The organism is Telluria sp. LT2P80 (assembly GCF_059685955.1).
The window spans coordinates 329,431-344,861 of the sequence record NZ_JCASIO010000005.1; the positions used below are offsets into that span (position 1 = coordinate 329,431).

A 15,431-nucleotide genomic window follows, 5' to 3' on the forward strand; every position below is an offset into this window, starting at 1 on the left:
CTGAGACAACATGAACCATTTTTTTGCAAAGACAGCGTGCCTGGGCGTGCTGACACTGACGCTGGCCGGCTGCGGTCACGCGCCGCAGGTAATGACGGACGGGGCGTCGGCCACGGTGCAGGATCACACCCTTGCGGTGGGCAACAACGTGGTTCCGTACCGCGATTCGGGCGGCGCCGGCACGCCGGTCGTGTTCCTGCACGCCGCCAGCGGCAAGAGCCAGATGTGGGTGCACCAGATACCGGCCTTTACCGCCGCCGGCTACCGTTTCATCGCGATCGACTGGCGCCAGCCCAATCCGGGTCACCGCACGGGCACCGCGTCGACGATCCTGATCGACGCCGTCATGCAACAACTGGGCGTGGACAAATTCCATCTCGTCGGCTCGGCCGCCGGCGGCGGCGCCGCATTCCAGTACGCGCTCGCGCATCCGGCCAAGGTGCGCAGCCTGGTCATCGCCAACAGCATCGGCTTTGTCACTGATCCCGACTACCTGAAGATGGGCGAGCGCACGCGCCCGGCGCCGCAGTTCAATGCGTTGCCGGTCGAATTTCGCGAACTGGGCCCGGCCTACCGCGCCGCCAATCCGGAGGGCACGGCGCGCTGGAATGCGCTGGCTTATCCGTTCGTGCCGGCTGCCCCGACCCTGACGCCGCAGGCTGCGCCAGCAACGAAAGGCGATGCGCCAGCGGCGCCAAAACCCGTGCTGGGCAACGGTTCGAACATCGAAGTCACGTTCGCCAGGCTTGAAACGCTGCGCATGCCGACGCTGCTGATCACGGGCGACGCCGACCTGTACACACCGGCGCCAGTGCTGCGCCAGTTCGGCCGCCACATCAGGCACGCAGAGATGGCCGTGTTCCCGGAAACCGGCCATTCTGCCTACTGGGAGCAGCCCGCCATGTTCAACCGGCGCGTGCTCGATTTTCTGGGCAAGCACTGAACGCCCACCCGTCCACCGCGTAAGCAACGCGCGCCGTGACCCTGTCGGGGCCCGGCGCGCGTGCGCGTTTTCATGACGCCATCCTTCATCCACCCATCATCCACTTACAGGAGAAATCCATGTCCGACGCATTCATCTGCGATGCCCAACGCACCCCATTTGGCCGCTACGGCGGCAGCCTGGCCGGCGTGCGCGCCGACGATCTTGGCGCCGTGCCGCTGCGCGCCCTGATGGTCCGCAATCCCGGCGTCGATTGGGAGGCGCTGTCCGACGTGATCTACGGCTGCGCCAATCAGGCCGGCGAGGACAACCGCAATGTGGCGCGCATGTCGGCGCTGCTGGCCGGCCTGCCGGCGGCTGTGCCGGGCGTGACGCTCAACCGTCTGTGCGGCTCGGGCCTCGATGCAGTCGGCACGGCCGCGCGCGCAATCAGGGCCGGCGAAGCGGGCTTGATCATCGCCGGCGGCGTCGAGAGCATGAGCCGCGCGCCGTTCGTCGTCGGCAAGGCCGACAGTGCCTTCTCGCGCGCCATGAAGATGGAAGACACGACCATGGGCTGGCGCTTCGTCAATCCCGCCATGAAGGCGCAGTACGGCGTCGACTCGATGCCTGAAACAGCCGAGAACGTGGCCGATGAATTCGGCATCTCGCGCGAAGACCAGGATCGCATGGCCATGACCAGCCAGCAACGCGCACTGGCGGCGCAGGCGGCCGGCATTTTTGCGGAAGAAATCACGCCAGTGCAGGTGCCGCAGAAGAAGGGCGATCCAATTGTCGTCAGCCAGGATGAACATCCGCGCGCGACGACGATGGAAGCGCTCGCGAAATTGAAACCCGTCGTACGTCCAGGCGGCAGCGTCACTGCCGGCAATGCCTCCGGCATCAACGACGGCGCCGCCGCGTTGCTGCTGGCCGACGGCGCCCATGCGTCACGCTTCGGCCTGACGCCGCGTGCCCGCGTGGTCGGGATGGCCGCCGCCGGAGTCGCCCCGCGGATCATGGGTATCGGTCCGGTGCCGGCCGTACGCAAGGTGCTGGCGCAGACCGGGTTGACACTGGCCGACATGGACGTCATCGAACTCAATGAAGCCTTCGCCGCGCAGGGCCTGGCCGTGCTGCGTGAACTGGGACTGACCGGCGCGGATCCACGGGTTAATCCGCACGGCGGCGCGATCGCCCTCGGTCACCCGCTGGGTGCGTCCGGTGCGCGTCTGGCCATGGCAGCGGTGAATGAACTGCATCGCCGCGAAGGGCGCTATGCACTGTGCACGATGTGCATCGGCGTCGGGCAGGGTATTGCCGTGGTGCTGGAACGGGTGTAACCGCCAACAGCCGACTGCCTGTGCAGGCGGCTGTTGTCAGCAGGCTTACGGTGCGCCGCAACGGAAGTTGGCCGCATCGTCGACGCTGCCGCTACCCTGGTAGCGCGCAATCTGCGGATACGGACACAGTGGCCGGACCCGTCCCGGGAAGCTTGCGCCGCGCGCCAGGATCATTTCGGGAACCTTGTCTTTTTCCACCCAGTCGTACAGCGGTGTGACCGGATCGAAGTCGTCGAGAGCCTTGCCGCCACTGCAATGGTCCATGCCCGGCACGTTGAACAGGCGCGCGAACTTGCCAGTCGCGGCCGCGCCGCCATTGGCCTGCACGAGCCGGTCATACCAGCGATTCATCCCGTTTGCATTGAGCACGGCGTCGCTCACGCCCATGAACAGGATCGTCTTGCCTTGTCGCGCCTTGAAGCCGCTGTAATCGACGCCATTGGTCGCGGTGAAGGCGGCCGAGGCGGTCATGATGGCGGGGTCGCGGTCGAAGTCGAAGCGGAAGTAGTCGAAGTCGGGCCGCGCCGGCGTCATGAAGACGTATCGGATCGACTGGTTGGTGGCGCGCCGGGCATTCGGCACGGCCGTGCCAGACGTGCCGAGCATGGCGCCGCGCCAGCCGCTCACGCTGATGTCCCACGGGATCGGTGGATACAGCTGGGCGCCAGCGCTGTTCTTTGGGCCCTGGAAGATGCGGGTCAGGGCGCCGACCTGCTGCGGTGACAGGCATACGCCGGCACTGCCCGAGGCGCCGCTACCGCACTGCAGTTCCGCCGGATCGTAGCGGCAGCTGTCGTATTGTTCGATGAGTCCATCGGCCGCGCCATCCCTGGCATCGCACTGCCGCTGCACGCCATTTGCCACCAGCTGCAACTGGGCATCGCTGAAGGCCCGGCTCAGGATGGGATTGCCGGCCGCATCGGGCGGCGCGATGGCGCGCAGCTCTTGCAGGATCTGCATCGAGCCCACTTGCGCCACGTGTTGCTCGAGGATCGGCGCGCCCGAGACGACGCCGTCAAAATGGTGCGGGAAGCGCTGGGCCATCATCATGCCCTGCCGTCCGCCGCCCGAGCAGCCGACGAAGTACGAATGCGTCGGCGCCTGGCCATAGAAGCTGGCCACGGCGAATTTGGCCAGTTGCGTGACCTGGTCCAGCGCGTTGTAACCCCAGTCGATGCGGGCCTGCGGATCGAGGCCGAAGGTGGCGTCGCGGCTGTCGGTAGCGCTGTGGCCCATGTCGCTGCTGACAACGGCCGTGCCCTGGTTCAGCGCCGGTGCGACGGCCGGGCGGTTGTTCAGCACACCGTAGGCGGGCGGCACGTTGCCGTCGGTGCCGCCGCCGCCCTGGAACTGAAAGCGTCCGTTCCAGTCGAGCGGCAGGCGCAGCTCGAAGCTGATCCCGTAGCGCACGCCGTCCACGCCGATGCGCGGATTGATTTCACCGGTGACGAGGCAGTGCGCCGGCAGCTTGATGCTGCCGGCACTGGCGGCGCCGGTCTCGATGCGTGTCGCGCTGCGGAAGGTGGTGTTCGGCCAGGTCAGCGCCTGCATCCTGGCGCAATCGGGTGCGAGGCCGGCGGAAGGTGGTGTGACGGGATCGGTCTGGTGATTGTCGCTGCCGCAGCCTGCGAGAGCGAGCATGGCAGAAGCCATGACGCCCAGCGTGAACGTGGGGGTGCCTTGCATCGGGTTGTCTCCTGATGATGTGGTACTGCGATGGGCCGGCGGCCACTCTGCGGTGGCTACGCCGGCGTTGATGGGACAGGCGCCGTCAGCGGCCCTGGAACACCGGCGTGCGTTTTTCCCTGAACGCCAGCTGCGCTTCGCGCGCATCTTCGGTCAGGCCGATGGCCGCCGTCATGTCCTGCTCGTAGCGGTAGCCGTCGCGCAGGCTCATGTCTTCGATGACGTTGAGGGTATGCTTGCCCATGCGCGTCGACACCGGGCTCTTGGCCGCGATGGCCTGGGCCAGCACCATTGCCTGCGGCAGCAGCTCGTCGTGCGGCGTGCACGCTTCGGCGATGCCCAGCCGGTACAGTTCTTCGCCCGGTACGCGATAACCGGTCAGTGCCATGCGGCGCAGGCGCGAGTGCCCGAACAGGCGCATCGCGTGGCGGCAGCCCCCCAGCAGGCCGACGTCGACTTCCGGCAGGCCGAGCGTGGCGCGTTCGGAGGCGATGATGATGTCGCTCGATGCGACCATCGCCAGGCCCGAGCCGAGCGCCGCGCCGTTGATGGCTGCGACCACGGGCTTGGCGCATTCGCGGATCGCGTGGAAGCATTCGCGGGTGCGGCGTGCGTGCGCGCCCATGTCGCCCGGTTGCCTGATGTTTTCGGCGCGGCCTTTCAAATCGGCGCCGGCGCAAAACACCTTGCCGGCGCCGGTCAGCACCACGGCGCGGATGTCGGGCGTCTCGGAAATGATGTCCAGCGCCTGGATTAACTCGTCATTGAGCACGCGGGTCAGGGCATTGACTGGCGGGCTGTCCAGCGTGAGAACGGCGACGTGGCCATCACGTTCGAAGCGCAGTTGGGAAAAGGCGATCATGCTTGGTCCTCGGTATCTGGAAAGCCGTACAGCGCGGCAGGATTGTCGACCAGGATGCGCTGGCGCAGTACAGCATCGGGCACCCAGTCGTGGAACAGGTCGAGCAGGGCGCCGGCGTCCGGTGACTTGTCGTCCATGCGCACGTACGGCCAGTCCGAACCCCACAGGAGCTGCTGCGGATTGACGCGCACCAGCGCATCGTGCAGCGCCCTCGCATCGGCGTAGTCGGGGGCCTGGGTCGAGACGCGGCACAGCGTCAGCTTGACCCACACGCCGCCGCCACGCAGCGCGGCGAGCACGGCCTGGAATGCCGGATCGCCGACGCCACGCTCGGGCTTTGCGCACGCCATGTGGTCAAGCACGACATCGACGCCGGCCGCGCGCAGTTGCGGCAGCAGCGCCGGGTAGTCATCGATCGGCGCCCACAACTGGGCATGCAGGCCAATGCGGCGCATGGCGGGCGCCATGATCAAGAGCTGGTCGACGCCGACGCTGCCGGCGTAGGGTGTCCCGTCGGGCGCGCGCAACCCGACGAAGCGCAGGCCGCGCACGCCCCCGTCGTACAAGGCCTGCAGTGCGGCCTCGGGCGTGGCGGAATCGGCCACGGCAATGCCGCGCAGGCGCCCTGCGCCGTGAGCGATGGCATGCAGCAGGGCCGACATGTCCAGCCCGTACGGCGCCGGCTGCACCAGCACGCCGCGCGCGGCGCCGACACTGGCCAGCATCGCGCGGTGCAGTGCGGCCGGGGCCAGTGGCGGGGCATAGCTCGATGCGTGCGCCAGCGGGAAGCACTCGAACGGGCCGAATACATGGGCGTGGCTGTCGCAGGCGTTGACGGGAAGCGCGTGCTGCGGTGCGCCCGGCATGCGCGGCGTGACGGTCTCGATTGGCGCGTTCATTCTTGCACCGCCGGCATCTCGGTGAGCACGTGCGCGGCATTGCTACCAACGGGCCGCAGCGGCGCCTCGGTCCCCTCGTCGGGGAGGGGAATCCGGTGCGCGTTGAGCGTCATGGCCACCATCGAGTAGTAGCCGACAATCGCCGTCAGCTCCACCGCGCCGGCTTCGCCGAACTGCCCGAGCACAGCCTGGTAGGCGGGATCGTTGACCACGCCGTGCTGCAGCAACTGCCGCGTGTATTCATACACGGCGGCGTCGCTGGCGTTGTCGAACACGGGCGGGGTGGCCACTGCGATGGCGTCGATGATCGACTGCGGCAGGCCGGCGGTCAGGCCATCGCCGGCGTGAATCAACCATTCGAGTTGGCTGTTCCAGCGCCGCGCGGTGACCAGGATCGCCAGCTCGCTCAGGCGCGGCGGAATGCTGGTGCCAAACCGAAGCAGCGTGCCCAGCTTTTGCCAGCGGTCGGCCAGTGCCGGATTGTGCAGGGCCGCGCGCAGCGGACCGACCAGGCGTGCGCGCCGGCCGCCGACGATGTCGTCGTAGACTGCGCGCTGCTCCGGGTTCATCGTCTCGGGCGTGGGAAGGGATATGCGTGGCAGGGAGGTCATCATGGACATAAGGTAGTCAATCGAAACAGGCCGTCAGATCACGCCGTCGCGCGCCCAGCGGGCGATGCATTCGTCGTCAAAGCCGAGACCGGAGAGCACTTCGTTCGTGTGTTGGCCCAGCAGCGGCGGCGCGCGGTCGAACGCGAGTTCGGCGTTCGTAAAGCGCATCGGGCTGCGGATTTGCGGCACCGAACCGGCCGCGGGATGGGGCAGGTTGATGAGCATCTTGCGGTGCCTGACCTGTTCGTCCTCGAACACTTGCGGGATCGTGTTGATCGGGCTGCACGGCACGCCGGCTTCATCGAGCTGCCTGGCCCACTCGCCCATCGGGCGTGAGCGGAACAGCTCGACCATCATCGGCAGCAGCACGTCGCGGTTGCGCACGCGGTTGCCATTGGTGGCGAAACGTTCGTCCGCCACCCATTCAGGCCGGCCCGCCACGTCGCAGAACCTGGCGAACTGGCCGTCATTGCCGACGACGAGCACGATGTGGCCGTCCGCACAGGCGAACACGTCCTGCGGCTGGATGTTCGGGTGCTTGTTGCCGTTGCGTCCCGGCGTCTTGCCCGACACCAGATAGTTCATGCCCTGGTTGGCGACCGAGCCGACCATCACGTCGAGCATGCCGATATCGATGTAGTCGCCCAGGCCCGTCTCGGTGCGGCGCGCCAGCGCGGCCAGCACTGCGACCGAGGTGTACATGCCTGTCATCAGGTCGACGATCGGCACGCCCACTTTTTGCGGACCGCCGCCGGGCAGGTCGTCGCGCTCGCCCGTCACGCTCATCAAGCCGCCCATGGCCTGGATCATGAAGTCGTACGCCGCGTTCTCGGCCTTCGGGCCGTCCTGGCCAAAGCCGGTCACCGAGCAGTAGATCAGGCCCGGATTGCTTTCTTTCAGGCTGGCGTAGTCCAGGCCATACCTGGCCAGCGTGCCGACCTTGTAGTTCTCGATCAGGATGTCCGACTGCGCCGCCAGCGCGCGCACGATCTGCTGGCCTTCTTCGGTGTTCAGGTCGACCGTCACCGAGCGCTTGCCGCGGTTGGCCGACAGGTAGTAGCCCGATTCCTTCGTGTCGTTGCCGGCGCCGTCCTTCAGGAACGGCGGCCCCCAGCTGCGGGTGTCGTCGCCGACCTGTGGGCGTTCGACCTTGACGACGTCGGCGCCCAGGTCGGCCAGCACCTGGCCCGACCACGGGCCGGCGAGGATGCGGCTCAGATCGAGCACCTTGATATGCGAGAGTGGACCTGCCATGGTTGTCTCCTGTGATGTATTCGGTGTGGTAGAGGTCAGGTCTGCGCATCGTCGGGCCGCGTGGCGACCATGGACGGGCGTTGCTCGAACGCGGCGTGCCACGCGGCCAGCGCGGGGTGGCCGGCGCGCCAGTCGAGATCGGCGAAGCGGTAATCGAGGTAAGAGAGCAGGCAGCCGATCGTCACGTGGCCGATGTCGTGGCCGTTTGCCAGGGCGGCGGCATCGGCCTCCAGGCGCGCGAGCGACGCCGCGATCTTGGTGGCGAACGCCGTGAGCCAGTCGGGCAGCTGCTGGCCTGGTGCCTTCATGCGTTCCTGGCGCCAGATCAGCAGGATTGCCAGCATGCCGTCGGCCAGCGCCTGGCGCTGCAAGGCGGCCCAGCGCGCCGGGCCCGCAGCCGGGAAATAACGCGGGCCGTCGTGCAGGGTGTCGAGGTATTCGCAGATGACGGGCGAATCGTAGAGCGCGGTGCCATCGTCCAGCACCAGGGTCGGGATCTGGCTGAGCGGATTGTCGACCATGATCGCCGCATTCGGCGTGGCGATCGCGGCGACCGAGCGCACACGTTCGACCTTGGCATCGAGACCCGTTTCGTGCAGCAGGATCGCAACCTTGCGCACGAACGGCGAGCGGGGGGACCAGTGAAGTTTCATGCCATTCCTTTTCATTGTTGAAAAGTAACGGCACGCTGGCCGCTACTTCAATTTAATATCCAGCCGTACCACGTCGCCCCGGTAGATTCCCTGGCCGATGAAGATCAGGCAACCATTGGCGTCGACCGCCGTGCGCGCCACGTGCGCTACCGGTGCGTTCAGTGGCAGTTGCAGCAATTCGGCCAGCGTCGGGTCGGCCGAGCCGAGCGTGAGCGTCTGGTGCGCTTCGATAATCTCCAGTCCCGGCAGCTCACGCAGGATCCGCATCGAGGTCTTGGTCTCGAACGATTCCGGTGCGATCCGCTCGCACAGCCGCTCGTCGATAAAGACATCGCCCAGGTAATACGGTTTGCCGTTGCGCCAGTGGCGCCGCCGCCAGTGCTGGTAGAACGGCGCCATGCTGCCGGCCATCGGATCGGGCGGATTGGGCGTGCGCCGTTCGCGGCCACGCAAAATCTCGATCGTCACGCCGTCCGGCGCAATCAGTTGCCCGGACCAGTCCGACGCGACTTCGCACCAGAACTGTTCCTGCGGCTTGCCGATCACGAACGTGCCTTTCGCGCGGTAGCGCGCGATCAGCTTTTCTTCTTCCAGCAGGTCGAGCGCCTGGCGCACCGTGGCGCGCGCGACCTGACATTCGGCGGCCAGTTCGTCCACCGTCGGTATCTGTTCTCCAACCTGCCACTGGCCGGATTCGACCCGGCGCCGGAACAGGCTGGCCAGCTGCACGTAACGCGACGCCGCACTGCGGCTGAAATCGATCGCGGTCGTGCCGGGCAATCCTGCTGTTTTCATCGACTGTTTTCCTCTTTCGTGACATACCATCTGTAGATCGTATTATCGCCGAATAAGTTGATGAACCAGCTTTTTGACCCTTGAAATCGTGGGGCTTACCTCCCCTGGTACCGTGGCGCGCGTTTCTCGAGAAATGCGCGCATTCCTTCCTTCTGGTCGGCGCTGTCGAACAGCAGCTGGAATGCCTTGCGCTCCAGCTGCAGCGCCGTCTCCAGCGGCGCATCCTGGCCCAGCTGCACCACGTCACGGATCGCGCGCACCGCCAGTGGCGGCATGGCCGCGATCGTGCGCGCCAGCGCTTGTGCGTGTTCGAGCGCGGCGCCATCCGGGCACAATTCGGAAACCAGGCCACAGGCGAATGCCTGCGGCGCGCCGATCGGCTCGCCCGTCAGCATCATGCGCAGCGCCTGGTACTTGCCCATGGTGCGCAGCAGGCGCTGCGTGCCGCCTGCGCCGGGCATGATGCCCACCTTGATCTCGGGCTGGCCGAAGCGCGCACCTTCGGCCGCGACGATCAGGTCGCAGGCCAGCGCCAGTTCGCAGCCGCCGCCCAGCGCATAGCCCTCGACGGCGGCGATGGTCGGCTTGCCACTTTGGCGCAGTGTGGTAAACGCCAGGTCGGTCGCGCCGAGCGTGTGGCTCGTTGGTGTCATCGAGGCCATTTCATCGATGTCGGTGCCGGCCACGAAGTAGCCGCCGGCGCCGGTCAGCACGATCACGCGCACGCTTGCATCGGCATTGAGTGTCAGCACCGCGTCAACCAGGCGCTGCTTCACGTCCAGGTTCAGCGCATTGCGCCGGCGCGGACGGTCGATGGTGATGACGGCCACGCCGTCGCCATGGGGTGCGCAAGTGACCGGAATGGATGCCTGATCGCTCATGCTGCAGCTCCAGTGTGGAACCGACGGCCGTTCAAGGCCCGGCGCAGCAGCAGCGGGGCGCTGCGATAGCGGTCGTCGCCATACGCGGCGGCCAGATTGGCCAGCACGCGCCCCACGGCTGCGGCGCCGATCAGGTCGGCCCAGGCCAGGGGGCCGCGCGGATAATTGACGCCATTGACCATGGCCAGGTCGGTGTCGGCCGCACTGGCCACGCCTTGCTGGACCACGTCGGCCGCTTCGTTGGCCAGCATCGCGACGGTGCGCATGACCACCATGCCGGGTACATCGTCGACGATCAGCACGCGTTTGCCCAATGCCTGGAAGAAGCCGGTGGCTGTCTGCATGGCGCCGTCCTGTGCCAGGTCTGCGGCTGCCAGCGCAATGGCGCCGCCGTTGTGGTAGTCGAACGCGAGGTCGAACACGATGCCGGCCGGGTCGCCATCGGCCAGTCGTTGCAGCGCGCTGCGGCCATCGGTCAGGGCGATGGCGACGCCGTCGATCCAAAGCAGTGCGCGACCGGCCGCGGCCTGGCTGACAGTGACTGCAAGGCCGGCGTCATGGGCAAGCTGGATCAGCGGTGCGGCCACGCCCAGGTCACCCTCGACGATCACCTGCGCCGGACGTGGTGCATCCTGTGCCACGACAGGCGCCGGTCGCACGGCGTTGTCGCCATACGCATAGAAGCCAGTGCCGCTCTTGCGCCCGAGCCAGCCGGCATCGACCAGGTCTTTTTGCAGCAGCGACGGCTTGTAGCGCGGGTCCTGGTACAGCGCGTCGTAGACTGATTTGGTGACGGCGTAATTCACGTCATGGCCGATCAGGTCCATCAATTCGAACGCGCCCATGCGAAACCCGCCAACGTCGCGCAGGATGGCGTCGATGGTGGCGGCGCTGGCGGCGCAATCGGCCAGCAGGCGCAGCGCCTCGCCGTAGAAAGGGCGCGCCACGCGGTTGACGATGAAACCAGGCGTCGAGGCGCAGCGCACCGGCACCTTGTGCCATGCCAGCGCAGTGGCGAACAGCGTGTCGGCCACCTCGGGCGCCGTGGCCTTGCCACTGACAATTTCAACCAGCGGCAACAGCGGCGCCGGATTGAAAAAGTGCAGGCCGGCGACCTGCGCCGGGCGCTTCAGGCGCGCGGCAATGGCGGTGACCGACAACGACGAGGTATTGGTCGCGATGATTGCGTGCTCGCCCAGCAGCGCTTCGACCTCGACCAGCACGCTGGCCTTGATGTCGAGGTCCTCGACGATGGCTTCGACCACTAGGGCCGCCCTGGCCAGGTCGTCGAGGGACTCGGCCGGCAGCAGGCGCGCCATGCGATCGGCGTGGGTCGCAGCGTCGATCTTGCCTTTGTCGAGCAGCCGGCGGTAGGTCGCGTCGATGGACGCCACGCCCCTGGCCAGTGCCGCCGGGGCGGCGTCGTACAGCGCGACGCGGTGGCCGGCGTTGAGTGCGACCTGGACGATGCCGCTGCCCATCGCGCCGGCACCGATCACGGCGATCAGGTCTTGTGATGACAATGCGTTCATGCTCGCTATCCTGGATGTCGGTGAATGATTACTTGCTGGTGCCCACGTCGGCCAGCGCTTGCGGCTTGATGCCGATCAGCAGTGACAGACCGCCCATGAGCATCAATCCGGCGAAGTAGTACTGGCCCATTGCCAGGCTGCCGGTGGTGGACGACAGCCAGCCGACCAGCATCGGGCTGAACACGCTGCCGATACCGGCGAAGGTGCTCAGCAGGGCGATCCCGCCGGCTGCGGCCTTACCGGTCAGGAACGACGAGGGCAGGGTCCAGAATGGTCCCGTCAGGCCCAGCGTGCCGGCGGTGGCCAGCGTCAGCATCAGCATTGACAGCGTCACATTGCCTTGCACCGACGGCAGCAAGGCCCAGCCGATGGCGGCGATGAAGGCGGGAATCGCCACGTGCCAACGGCGCTCGCCGGTCTGGTCCGAATGGCGGGCATTCATGAATTGCACCACGAGGGCGATCAGGAACGGAATCACGGACAGCGCGCCGATGGTCATCACATTGTCGATGCCGGATTGACGAATGATGGTCGGTAGCCAGAAGAACACGCCGCCGGTGCTGACCAGGACCGCCACGCCCATGCCGGAGAGCCAGTACAGCTTGGGATTGGTCAGCGCCGACAGGAACGATTGCGGACCGTGGTCGCGTTTCGTGACCGGCTGGGCCAGGTCTTCGCTGATGATCTGCTTCTGGCGCGCCGTCAGCCATGGGCTGCTTGCCGGCCCGTCGGTCAGGTAGAAATACGCGAACACGCCCAGCGCGCACGCCGGCAAGCCCTCGATAATGAACATCCATTGCCAGCCATGCATGCCGTTGACACCGTCAAATGCATGCATGATGGCGCCCGACAGCGGGCCACCGATCATGCCGGCCAGCGGGATCGAGGCGGTAAACAGGGCGTTGAAACGGGCGCGGCGATTGAGCGGGACCCAGTAGGTCAGATACAGCAGCATGCCCGGGAACATGCCTGCCTCGGCAGCGCCAAGCAGAAACCGCATCACGTAGAAATGCGTTGGCGTTTGCATGAAGGCCATGCCGGCCGAGAACAGGCCCCACAACACCATGATGCGCAGCAGCGTCTGGCGCACGCCATGCTTGTGCAGCACCATATTGCTGGGCACCTCGAACAGGATGTAACCGACATAGAAAATCCCTGCGCCGATGCCGTAGATGGCGTCATTGAAATTCAGGTCGGAGACGAAGTGCAGTTTGGCAAAGCCGATATTGGATCGGTCGATGAATGACACCACGTAGCACAGCATGAGGAACGGCATGATGCGCCACAGAACCTTGCGGTAGGCGGCGTCGGCTTCCTGCGCTCTGATAAGCGGATCGACGAAGGAGGGCGGGGGCACGCCGGCGATGGAATCGGCTACTGACATGGTGTCTCCAGAACAGGGGTCATTATTCTTGTATGCCGCCATGACATTGCATGGCCGCCGGTGCTGCCGCAACGGGCACTGCTGAACACCTGAAAATGATTATAGGTCAGTCTTATGACCTAAGCAAGCGTATCGCTGTTCGGCTTTTCAAGCAGGCAGTGAGGACGACCCACAATTCGCGCCGTGCTCAACGATGCGACAGTCAGTTGGCATAGCCGCTATAGTCTGCGTTATCAAAATTACCAATAAGGTCAACCCCATGTCTACTGTCACCACGGCCAGCGCAGGCTACGTCCGTCCGCCAGGCGTGCTCCACACGATCCTGCTTGCCGGCAGCGTGTCGCTGTTCCTCGGCGCATTGCTCAGCGATTACACCTACTACAACACCTACCAGATCCAGTGGAGCAATTTTGCTTCGTGGCTCAACGCCGGTGCCTTGCTGTTCGCCGGCCTCGCGCTCGTGTTCGCGCTGGTCAATCTGCTGCGCGCCAGGCCAATGGCCGGTCGGCCGTTGAACTACTTCGTGCTGCTGCTGCTGACCTTCGTGATCGGTCTGGTCAATGCGTTCCAGCATGCCAAGGATGCCTGGGCGCTCATGCCGACCGGCCTGTTGCTGTCGGCCATCGTCTTTATCCTGATTTGCATTACCGCTGTCGTAGGCCTTAACCCACGTTCGGGAGGACTGAAATGAATCGCTCGAGCGCACTTGCCCTGTTCAGCATGACCCTGCTGGCCAGCGCCTGCAGTAACGAAGCCAATACCAACCTGGCCAGCGGCCCGGATCCGAAACTGCCGGCGCCCGAGCGCGGCCTGTTTCCGAGCATGAAGATTGCCGAGCCTACCCCATGGGGCGATCAGAAGCCGACCGTGCCGGAGGGTTACAGCATCACGGCGATCGCGACCGACCTGAAGATCCCGCGCCAGATGCTGGTGCTGCCAAACGGCGATATCCTGGTGGCGGAAGGGCGTGGCGGCAGCGCTGCCAAGCTCAAGCCGAAAGACGTCATTGCCGGCTACATCAAGGCGCAGGGCAATACCAAGGTCAAGGGCGGCAATCGCCTGACGCTGCTGCGCGATGCGGACGGTGATGGCCAGTACGAGCTCAAGACCGTGTTCGCCGAGAACCTGAATGCCCCATACGGCCTGGCGTTTGCCAACAACAAGCTGTACGTGGCGAACCAGGATGCGGTCGTCACCTTTGATTACCAGCCGGGTCAGACCAAGGCTGCCGCAGAACCGGTGACGCTCACCCAGCTGCCCGCCGAGATCAACCACCACTGGACGAAAGCGATGACCATCAGCCCCGATGGCCGCTATGTCTACGTCGGTATCGGTTCGAACAGCAACATCACCGAGCGCGGTATGGAAGCCGAAGTCGACCGTGCAATGGTGTGGCAGATCGACGTGACGACGGGCGCCCACAAGCCGTACGCCACCGGCCTGCGCAACCCGACGGCGCTGGCGATGAACCCGGAAACGGGCCAGCTGTGGTCAGTCGTGAACGAGCGCGACGAACTGGGTCCGGACCTGGTGCCGGATTACCTGACCTCGGTGAAAGAGGGCGGTTTCTACGGCTGGCCGTACAGCTACTGGGGCCAGAACGTCGACCCGCGCGTGATGCCGCCGAACCCGAAAAAGGTGGCCGCCGCCATCAAGCCGGACTATGGCCTTGGCTCGCACGTCGCGGCGCTGGGCCTGCACTTCTCGCTGCCGACGATGGGCGCAAAATTTGCCAATGGCGCGTTCGTTGGCGAACACGGCAGCTGGAACCGCGACAATCCGGTGGGCTACAAGGTGATCTTCGTACCGTTCGCGAATGGCCGTCCGGCCGGCGCAGCGATCGACTTCGCCACGGGCTTCCGGGATGCCAACGGCAAGACACGTGGTCGTCCGGTGGGTGTCACGGTCGATCCGCGCGGCGCGCTGATCATCGCCGACGACCTGGCCAACACGGTGTGGCGCGTGGTGCCGAACCGCTGATCGCATCTGGAGCAACCGCCGCAGCGCGAATGATGCCAGGCATGGCGTCATTCGCGCTGCGGCTTTTTTTTTGCCCTCTATTTCTTCCATGCGCAGCGCGATGTTCCCATTGCGCCCATGTCTTCTTCGAACCTGATCGTCTTCCTGTCCCGGGCACGCCGATAGGTGAATTCGTTGATGAGCGCGCCTTGGGTTGCGACGGTGTACGTGCCACCGTTCTTGCCCGGTTCTTTCCAGAGCGTCGTGAACTCGAACGGTCTGCCTGGCGACATTTCCACTGAACTCGTCTTGAGCGCCCGCAGCGGGATCGGCTTGCTGCCGCGCTGGTAGCGCACGGCGGCGCGTGCGTGTTCGGACTGCGGGAAGTCGAACTGAAGCCGGATTGGCGTCGCGGCGTCGACCGAGACCAGGCAGCGAAACTCGGTGGCCTGCGCCTTCACAGGGTTGGCGAGCAAGCCGGCGAACAGCAGTGCGGTCAGATGCTTCATCGGGAGAATTGTCATGGCGGGTTGGATTGCCCCGTTGGGGCGATGATTCAGCATACCGCATACCGAACAACACCCTGCATATTGCCATCTCTACTGAGAATGGTTTATCATTATCGACTCAGCGGGTATCGCCGCTTGCGC

At 65.7% G+C, this 15,431-nt stretch carries 15 protein-coding genes; 4 read left to right on the plus strand and 11 right to left on the minus strand.

Annotated elements, in window-relative coordinates; all coding sequences use genetic code 11:
* Positions 1–10 precede the first annotated feature (10 nt).
* Positions 11–943 carry an alpha/beta fold hydrolase gene (locus AC56LW_RS15665; protein ID WP_499635805.1) on the plus strand — a complete coding sequence of 311 codons (933 nt, stop codon included), beginning with the start codon at positions 11–13 and terminating at the stop codon, positions 941–943.
* 119 nt (positions 944–1,062) lie between these two features.
* Positions 1,063–2,265, plus strand: coding sequence for a 3-oxoadipyl-CoA thiolase (pcaF, locus tag AC56LW_RS15670; protein ID WP_499635807.1), 1,203 nt, complete (start codon positions 1,063–1,065; stop codon positions 2,263–2,265).
* 45 nt (positions 2,266–2,310) lie between these two features.
* Here pcaF and AC56LW_RS15675 read toward each other — a convergent pair whose 3' ends face one another.
* The 10 genes from AC56LW_RS15675 to AC56LW_RS15720 all read right to left on the minus strand — a co-directional run bounded on the left by AC56LW_RS15675 (position 2,311) and on the right by AC56LW_RS15720 (position 12,822).
* Positions 2,311–3,951, minus strand: coding sequence for a tannase/feruloyl esterase family alpha/beta hydrolase (locus tag AC56LW_RS15675; protein WP_499635809.1), 1,641 nt, complete (start codon positions 3,949–3,951; stop codon positions 2,311–2,313).
* Between the two features lie 85 nt (positions 3,952–4,036).
* The gene (locus tag AC56LW_RS15680) at positions 4,037–4,813 is read right to left on the minus strand and encodes an enoyl-CoA hydratase/isomerase family protein (RefSeq protein WP_499635812.1); all 777 of its coding nucleotides are present in this window, start codon (positions 4,811–4,813) and stop codon (positions 4,037–4,039) included.
* A complete protein-coding gene (locus AC56LW_RS15685; RefSeq protein ID WP_499635815.1) occupies positions 4,810–5,712 on the minus strand; it encodes an amidohydrolase family protein in 903 nt (300 codons plus the stop codon). Before AC56LW_RS15685 ends, AC56LW_RS15680 begins: the two co-directional genes overlap by 4 nt.
* The gene (locus AC56LW_RS15690; protein WP_499635818.1) at positions 5,709–6,332 is read right to left on the minus strand and encodes a carboxymuconolactone decarboxylase family protein; all 624 of its coding nucleotides are present in this window, start codon (positions 6,330–6,332) and stop codon (positions 5,709–5,711) included. Before AC56LW_RS15690 ends, AC56LW_RS15685 begins: the two co-directional genes overlap by 4 nt.
* A 24-nt stretch (positions 6,333–6,356) precedes the next feature.
* On the minus strand, positions 6,357–7,577 hold the full coding sequence (locus tag AC56LW_RS15695; RefSeq protein ID WP_332530107.1) for a CaiB/BaiF CoA transferase family protein: 1,221 nt from the start codon (positions 7,575–7,577) through the stop codon (positions 6,357–6,359).
* A 35-nt stretch (positions 7,578–7,612) separates the two neighbouring features.
* Positions 7,613–8,230, minus strand: a complete 618-nt coding sequence (locus AC56LW_RS15700) for a glutathione S-transferase family protein (RefSeq protein WP_499635821.1) — start codon at positions 8,228–8,230, stop codon at positions 7,613–7,615.
* A 42-nt stretch (positions 8,231–8,272) separates the two neighbouring features.
* Positions 8,273–9,025 carry a GntR family transcriptional regulator gene (locus AC56LW_RS15705; protein ID WP_499635824.1) on the minus strand — a complete coding sequence of 251 codons (753 nt, stop codon included), beginning with the start codon at positions 9,023–9,025 and terminating at the stop codon, positions 8,273–8,275.
* A gap of 95 nt (positions 9,026–9,120) precedes the next feature.
* Complete coding sequence (locus tag AC56LW_RS15710; protein ID WP_499635827.1) at positions 9,121–9,906, minus strand: enoyl-CoA hydratase-related protein; 786 nt, start codon at positions 9,904–9,906, stop codon at positions 9,121–9,123.
* Positions 9,903–11,438 carry a 3-hydroxyacyl-CoA dehydrogenase gene (locus tag AC56LW_RS15715; protein ID WP_499635830.1) on the minus strand — a complete coding sequence of 512 codons (1,536 nt, stop codon included), beginning with the start codon at positions 11,436–11,438 and terminating at the stop codon, positions 9,903–9,905. Before AC56LW_RS15715 ends, AC56LW_RS15710 begins: the two co-directional genes overlap by 4 nt.
* 28 nt (positions 11,439–11,466) lie before the next feature.
* Positions 11,467–12,822 carry an MFS transporter gene (locus tag AC56LW_RS15720; RefSeq protein WP_332530112.1) on the minus strand — a complete coding sequence of 452 codons (1,356 nt, stop codon included), beginning with the start codon at positions 12,820–12,822 and terminating at the stop codon, positions 11,467–11,469.
* A 259-nt stretch (positions 12,823–13,081) separates the two neighbouring features.
* Here AC56LW_RS15720 and AC56LW_RS15725 point away from each other — a divergent pair, with 259 nt between their 5' ends.
* The gene (locus AC56LW_RS15725) at positions 13,082–13,513 is read left to right on the plus strand and encodes a DUF2231 domain-containing protein (RefSeq protein WP_499635832.1); all 432 of its coding nucleotides are present in this window, start codon (positions 13,082–13,084) and stop codon (positions 13,511–13,513) included.
* A 29-nt stretch (positions 13,514–13,542) separates the two neighbouring features.
* Complete coding sequence (locus AC56LW_RS15730; RefSeq protein ID WP_499635894.1) at positions 13,543–14,802, plus strand: PQQ-dependent sugar dehydrogenase; 1,260 nt, start codon at positions 13,543–13,545, stop codon at positions 14,800–14,802.
* Positions 14,803–14,879: 77 nt separating this feature from the next.
* Here AC56LW_RS15730 and AC56LW_RS15735 read toward each other — a convergent pair whose 3' ends face one another.
* Positions 14,880–15,305 carry a hypothetical protein gene (locus AC56LW_RS15735; protein ID WP_499635835.1) on the minus strand — a complete coding sequence of 142 codons (426 nt, stop codon included), beginning with the start codon at positions 15,303–15,305 and terminating at the stop codon, positions 14,880–14,882.
* Positions 15,306–15,431: the final 126 nt, after the last annotated feature.

Bases quoted from the DNA above. Each gene is read 5' to 3' on its own strand.
- AC56LW_RS15665 (WP_499635805.1), top strand. From the start codon at position 11: ATGAACCATTTTTTTGCAAAGACAGCGTGCCTGGGCGTGCTGACACTG.
- pcaF (WP_499635807.1), top strand. From the start codon at position 1,063: ATGTCCGACGCATTCATCTGCGATGCCCAACGCACCCCATTTGGCCGC.
- AC56LW_RS15675 (WP_499635809.1), bottom strand. From the start codon at position 3,951: ATGCAAGGCACCCCCACGTTCACGCTGGGCGTCATGGCTTCTGCCATG.
- AC56LW_RS15680 (WP_499635812.1), bottom strand. From the start codon at position 4,813: ATGATCGCCTTTTCCCAACTGCGCTTCGAACGTGATGGCCACGTCGCC.
- AC56LW_RS15685 (WP_499635815.1), bottom strand. From the start codon at position 5,712: ATGAACGCGCCAATCGAGACCGTCACGCCGCGCATGCCGGGCGCACCG.
- AC56LW_RS15690 (WP_499635818.1), bottom strand. From the start codon at position 6,332: ATGTCCATGATGACCTCCCTGCCACGCATATCCCTTCCCACGCCCGAG.
- AC56LW_RS15695 (WP_332530107.1), bottom strand. From the start codon at position 7,577: ATGGCAGGTCCACTCTCGCATATCAAGGTGCTCGATCTGAGCCGCATC.
- AC56LW_RS15700 (WP_499635821.1), bottom strand. From the start codon at position 8,230: ATGAAACTTCACTGGTCCCCCCGCTCGCCGTTCGTGCGCAAGGTTGCG.
- AC56LW_RS15705 (WP_499635824.1), bottom strand. From the start codon at position 9,025: ATGAAAACAGCAGGATTGCCCGGCACGACCGCGATCGATTTCAGCCGC.
- AC56LW_RS15710 (WP_499635827.1), bottom strand. From the start codon at position 9,906: ATGAGCGATCAGGCATCCATTCCGGTCACTTGCGCACCCCATGGCGAC.
- AC56LW_RS15715 (WP_499635830.1), bottom strand. From the start codon at position 11,438: ATGAACGCATTGTCATCACAAGACCTGATCGCCGTGATCGGTGCCGGC.
- AC56LW_RS15720 (WP_332530112.1), bottom strand. From the start codon at position 12,822: ATGTCAGTAGCCGATTCCATCGCCGGCGTGCCCCCGCCCTCCTTCGTC.
- AC56LW_RS15725 (WP_499635832.1), top strand. From the start codon at position 13,082: ATGTCTACTGTCACCACGGCCAGCGCAGGCTACGTCCGTCCGCCAGGC.
- AC56LW_RS15730 (WP_499635894.1), top strand. From the start codon at position 13,543: ATGACCCTGCTGGCCAGCGCCTGCAGTAACGAAGCCAATACCAACCTG.
- AC56LW_RS15735 (WP_499635835.1), bottom strand. From the start codon at position 15,305: ATGACAATTCTCCCGATGAAGCATCTGACCGCACTGCTGTTCGCCGGC.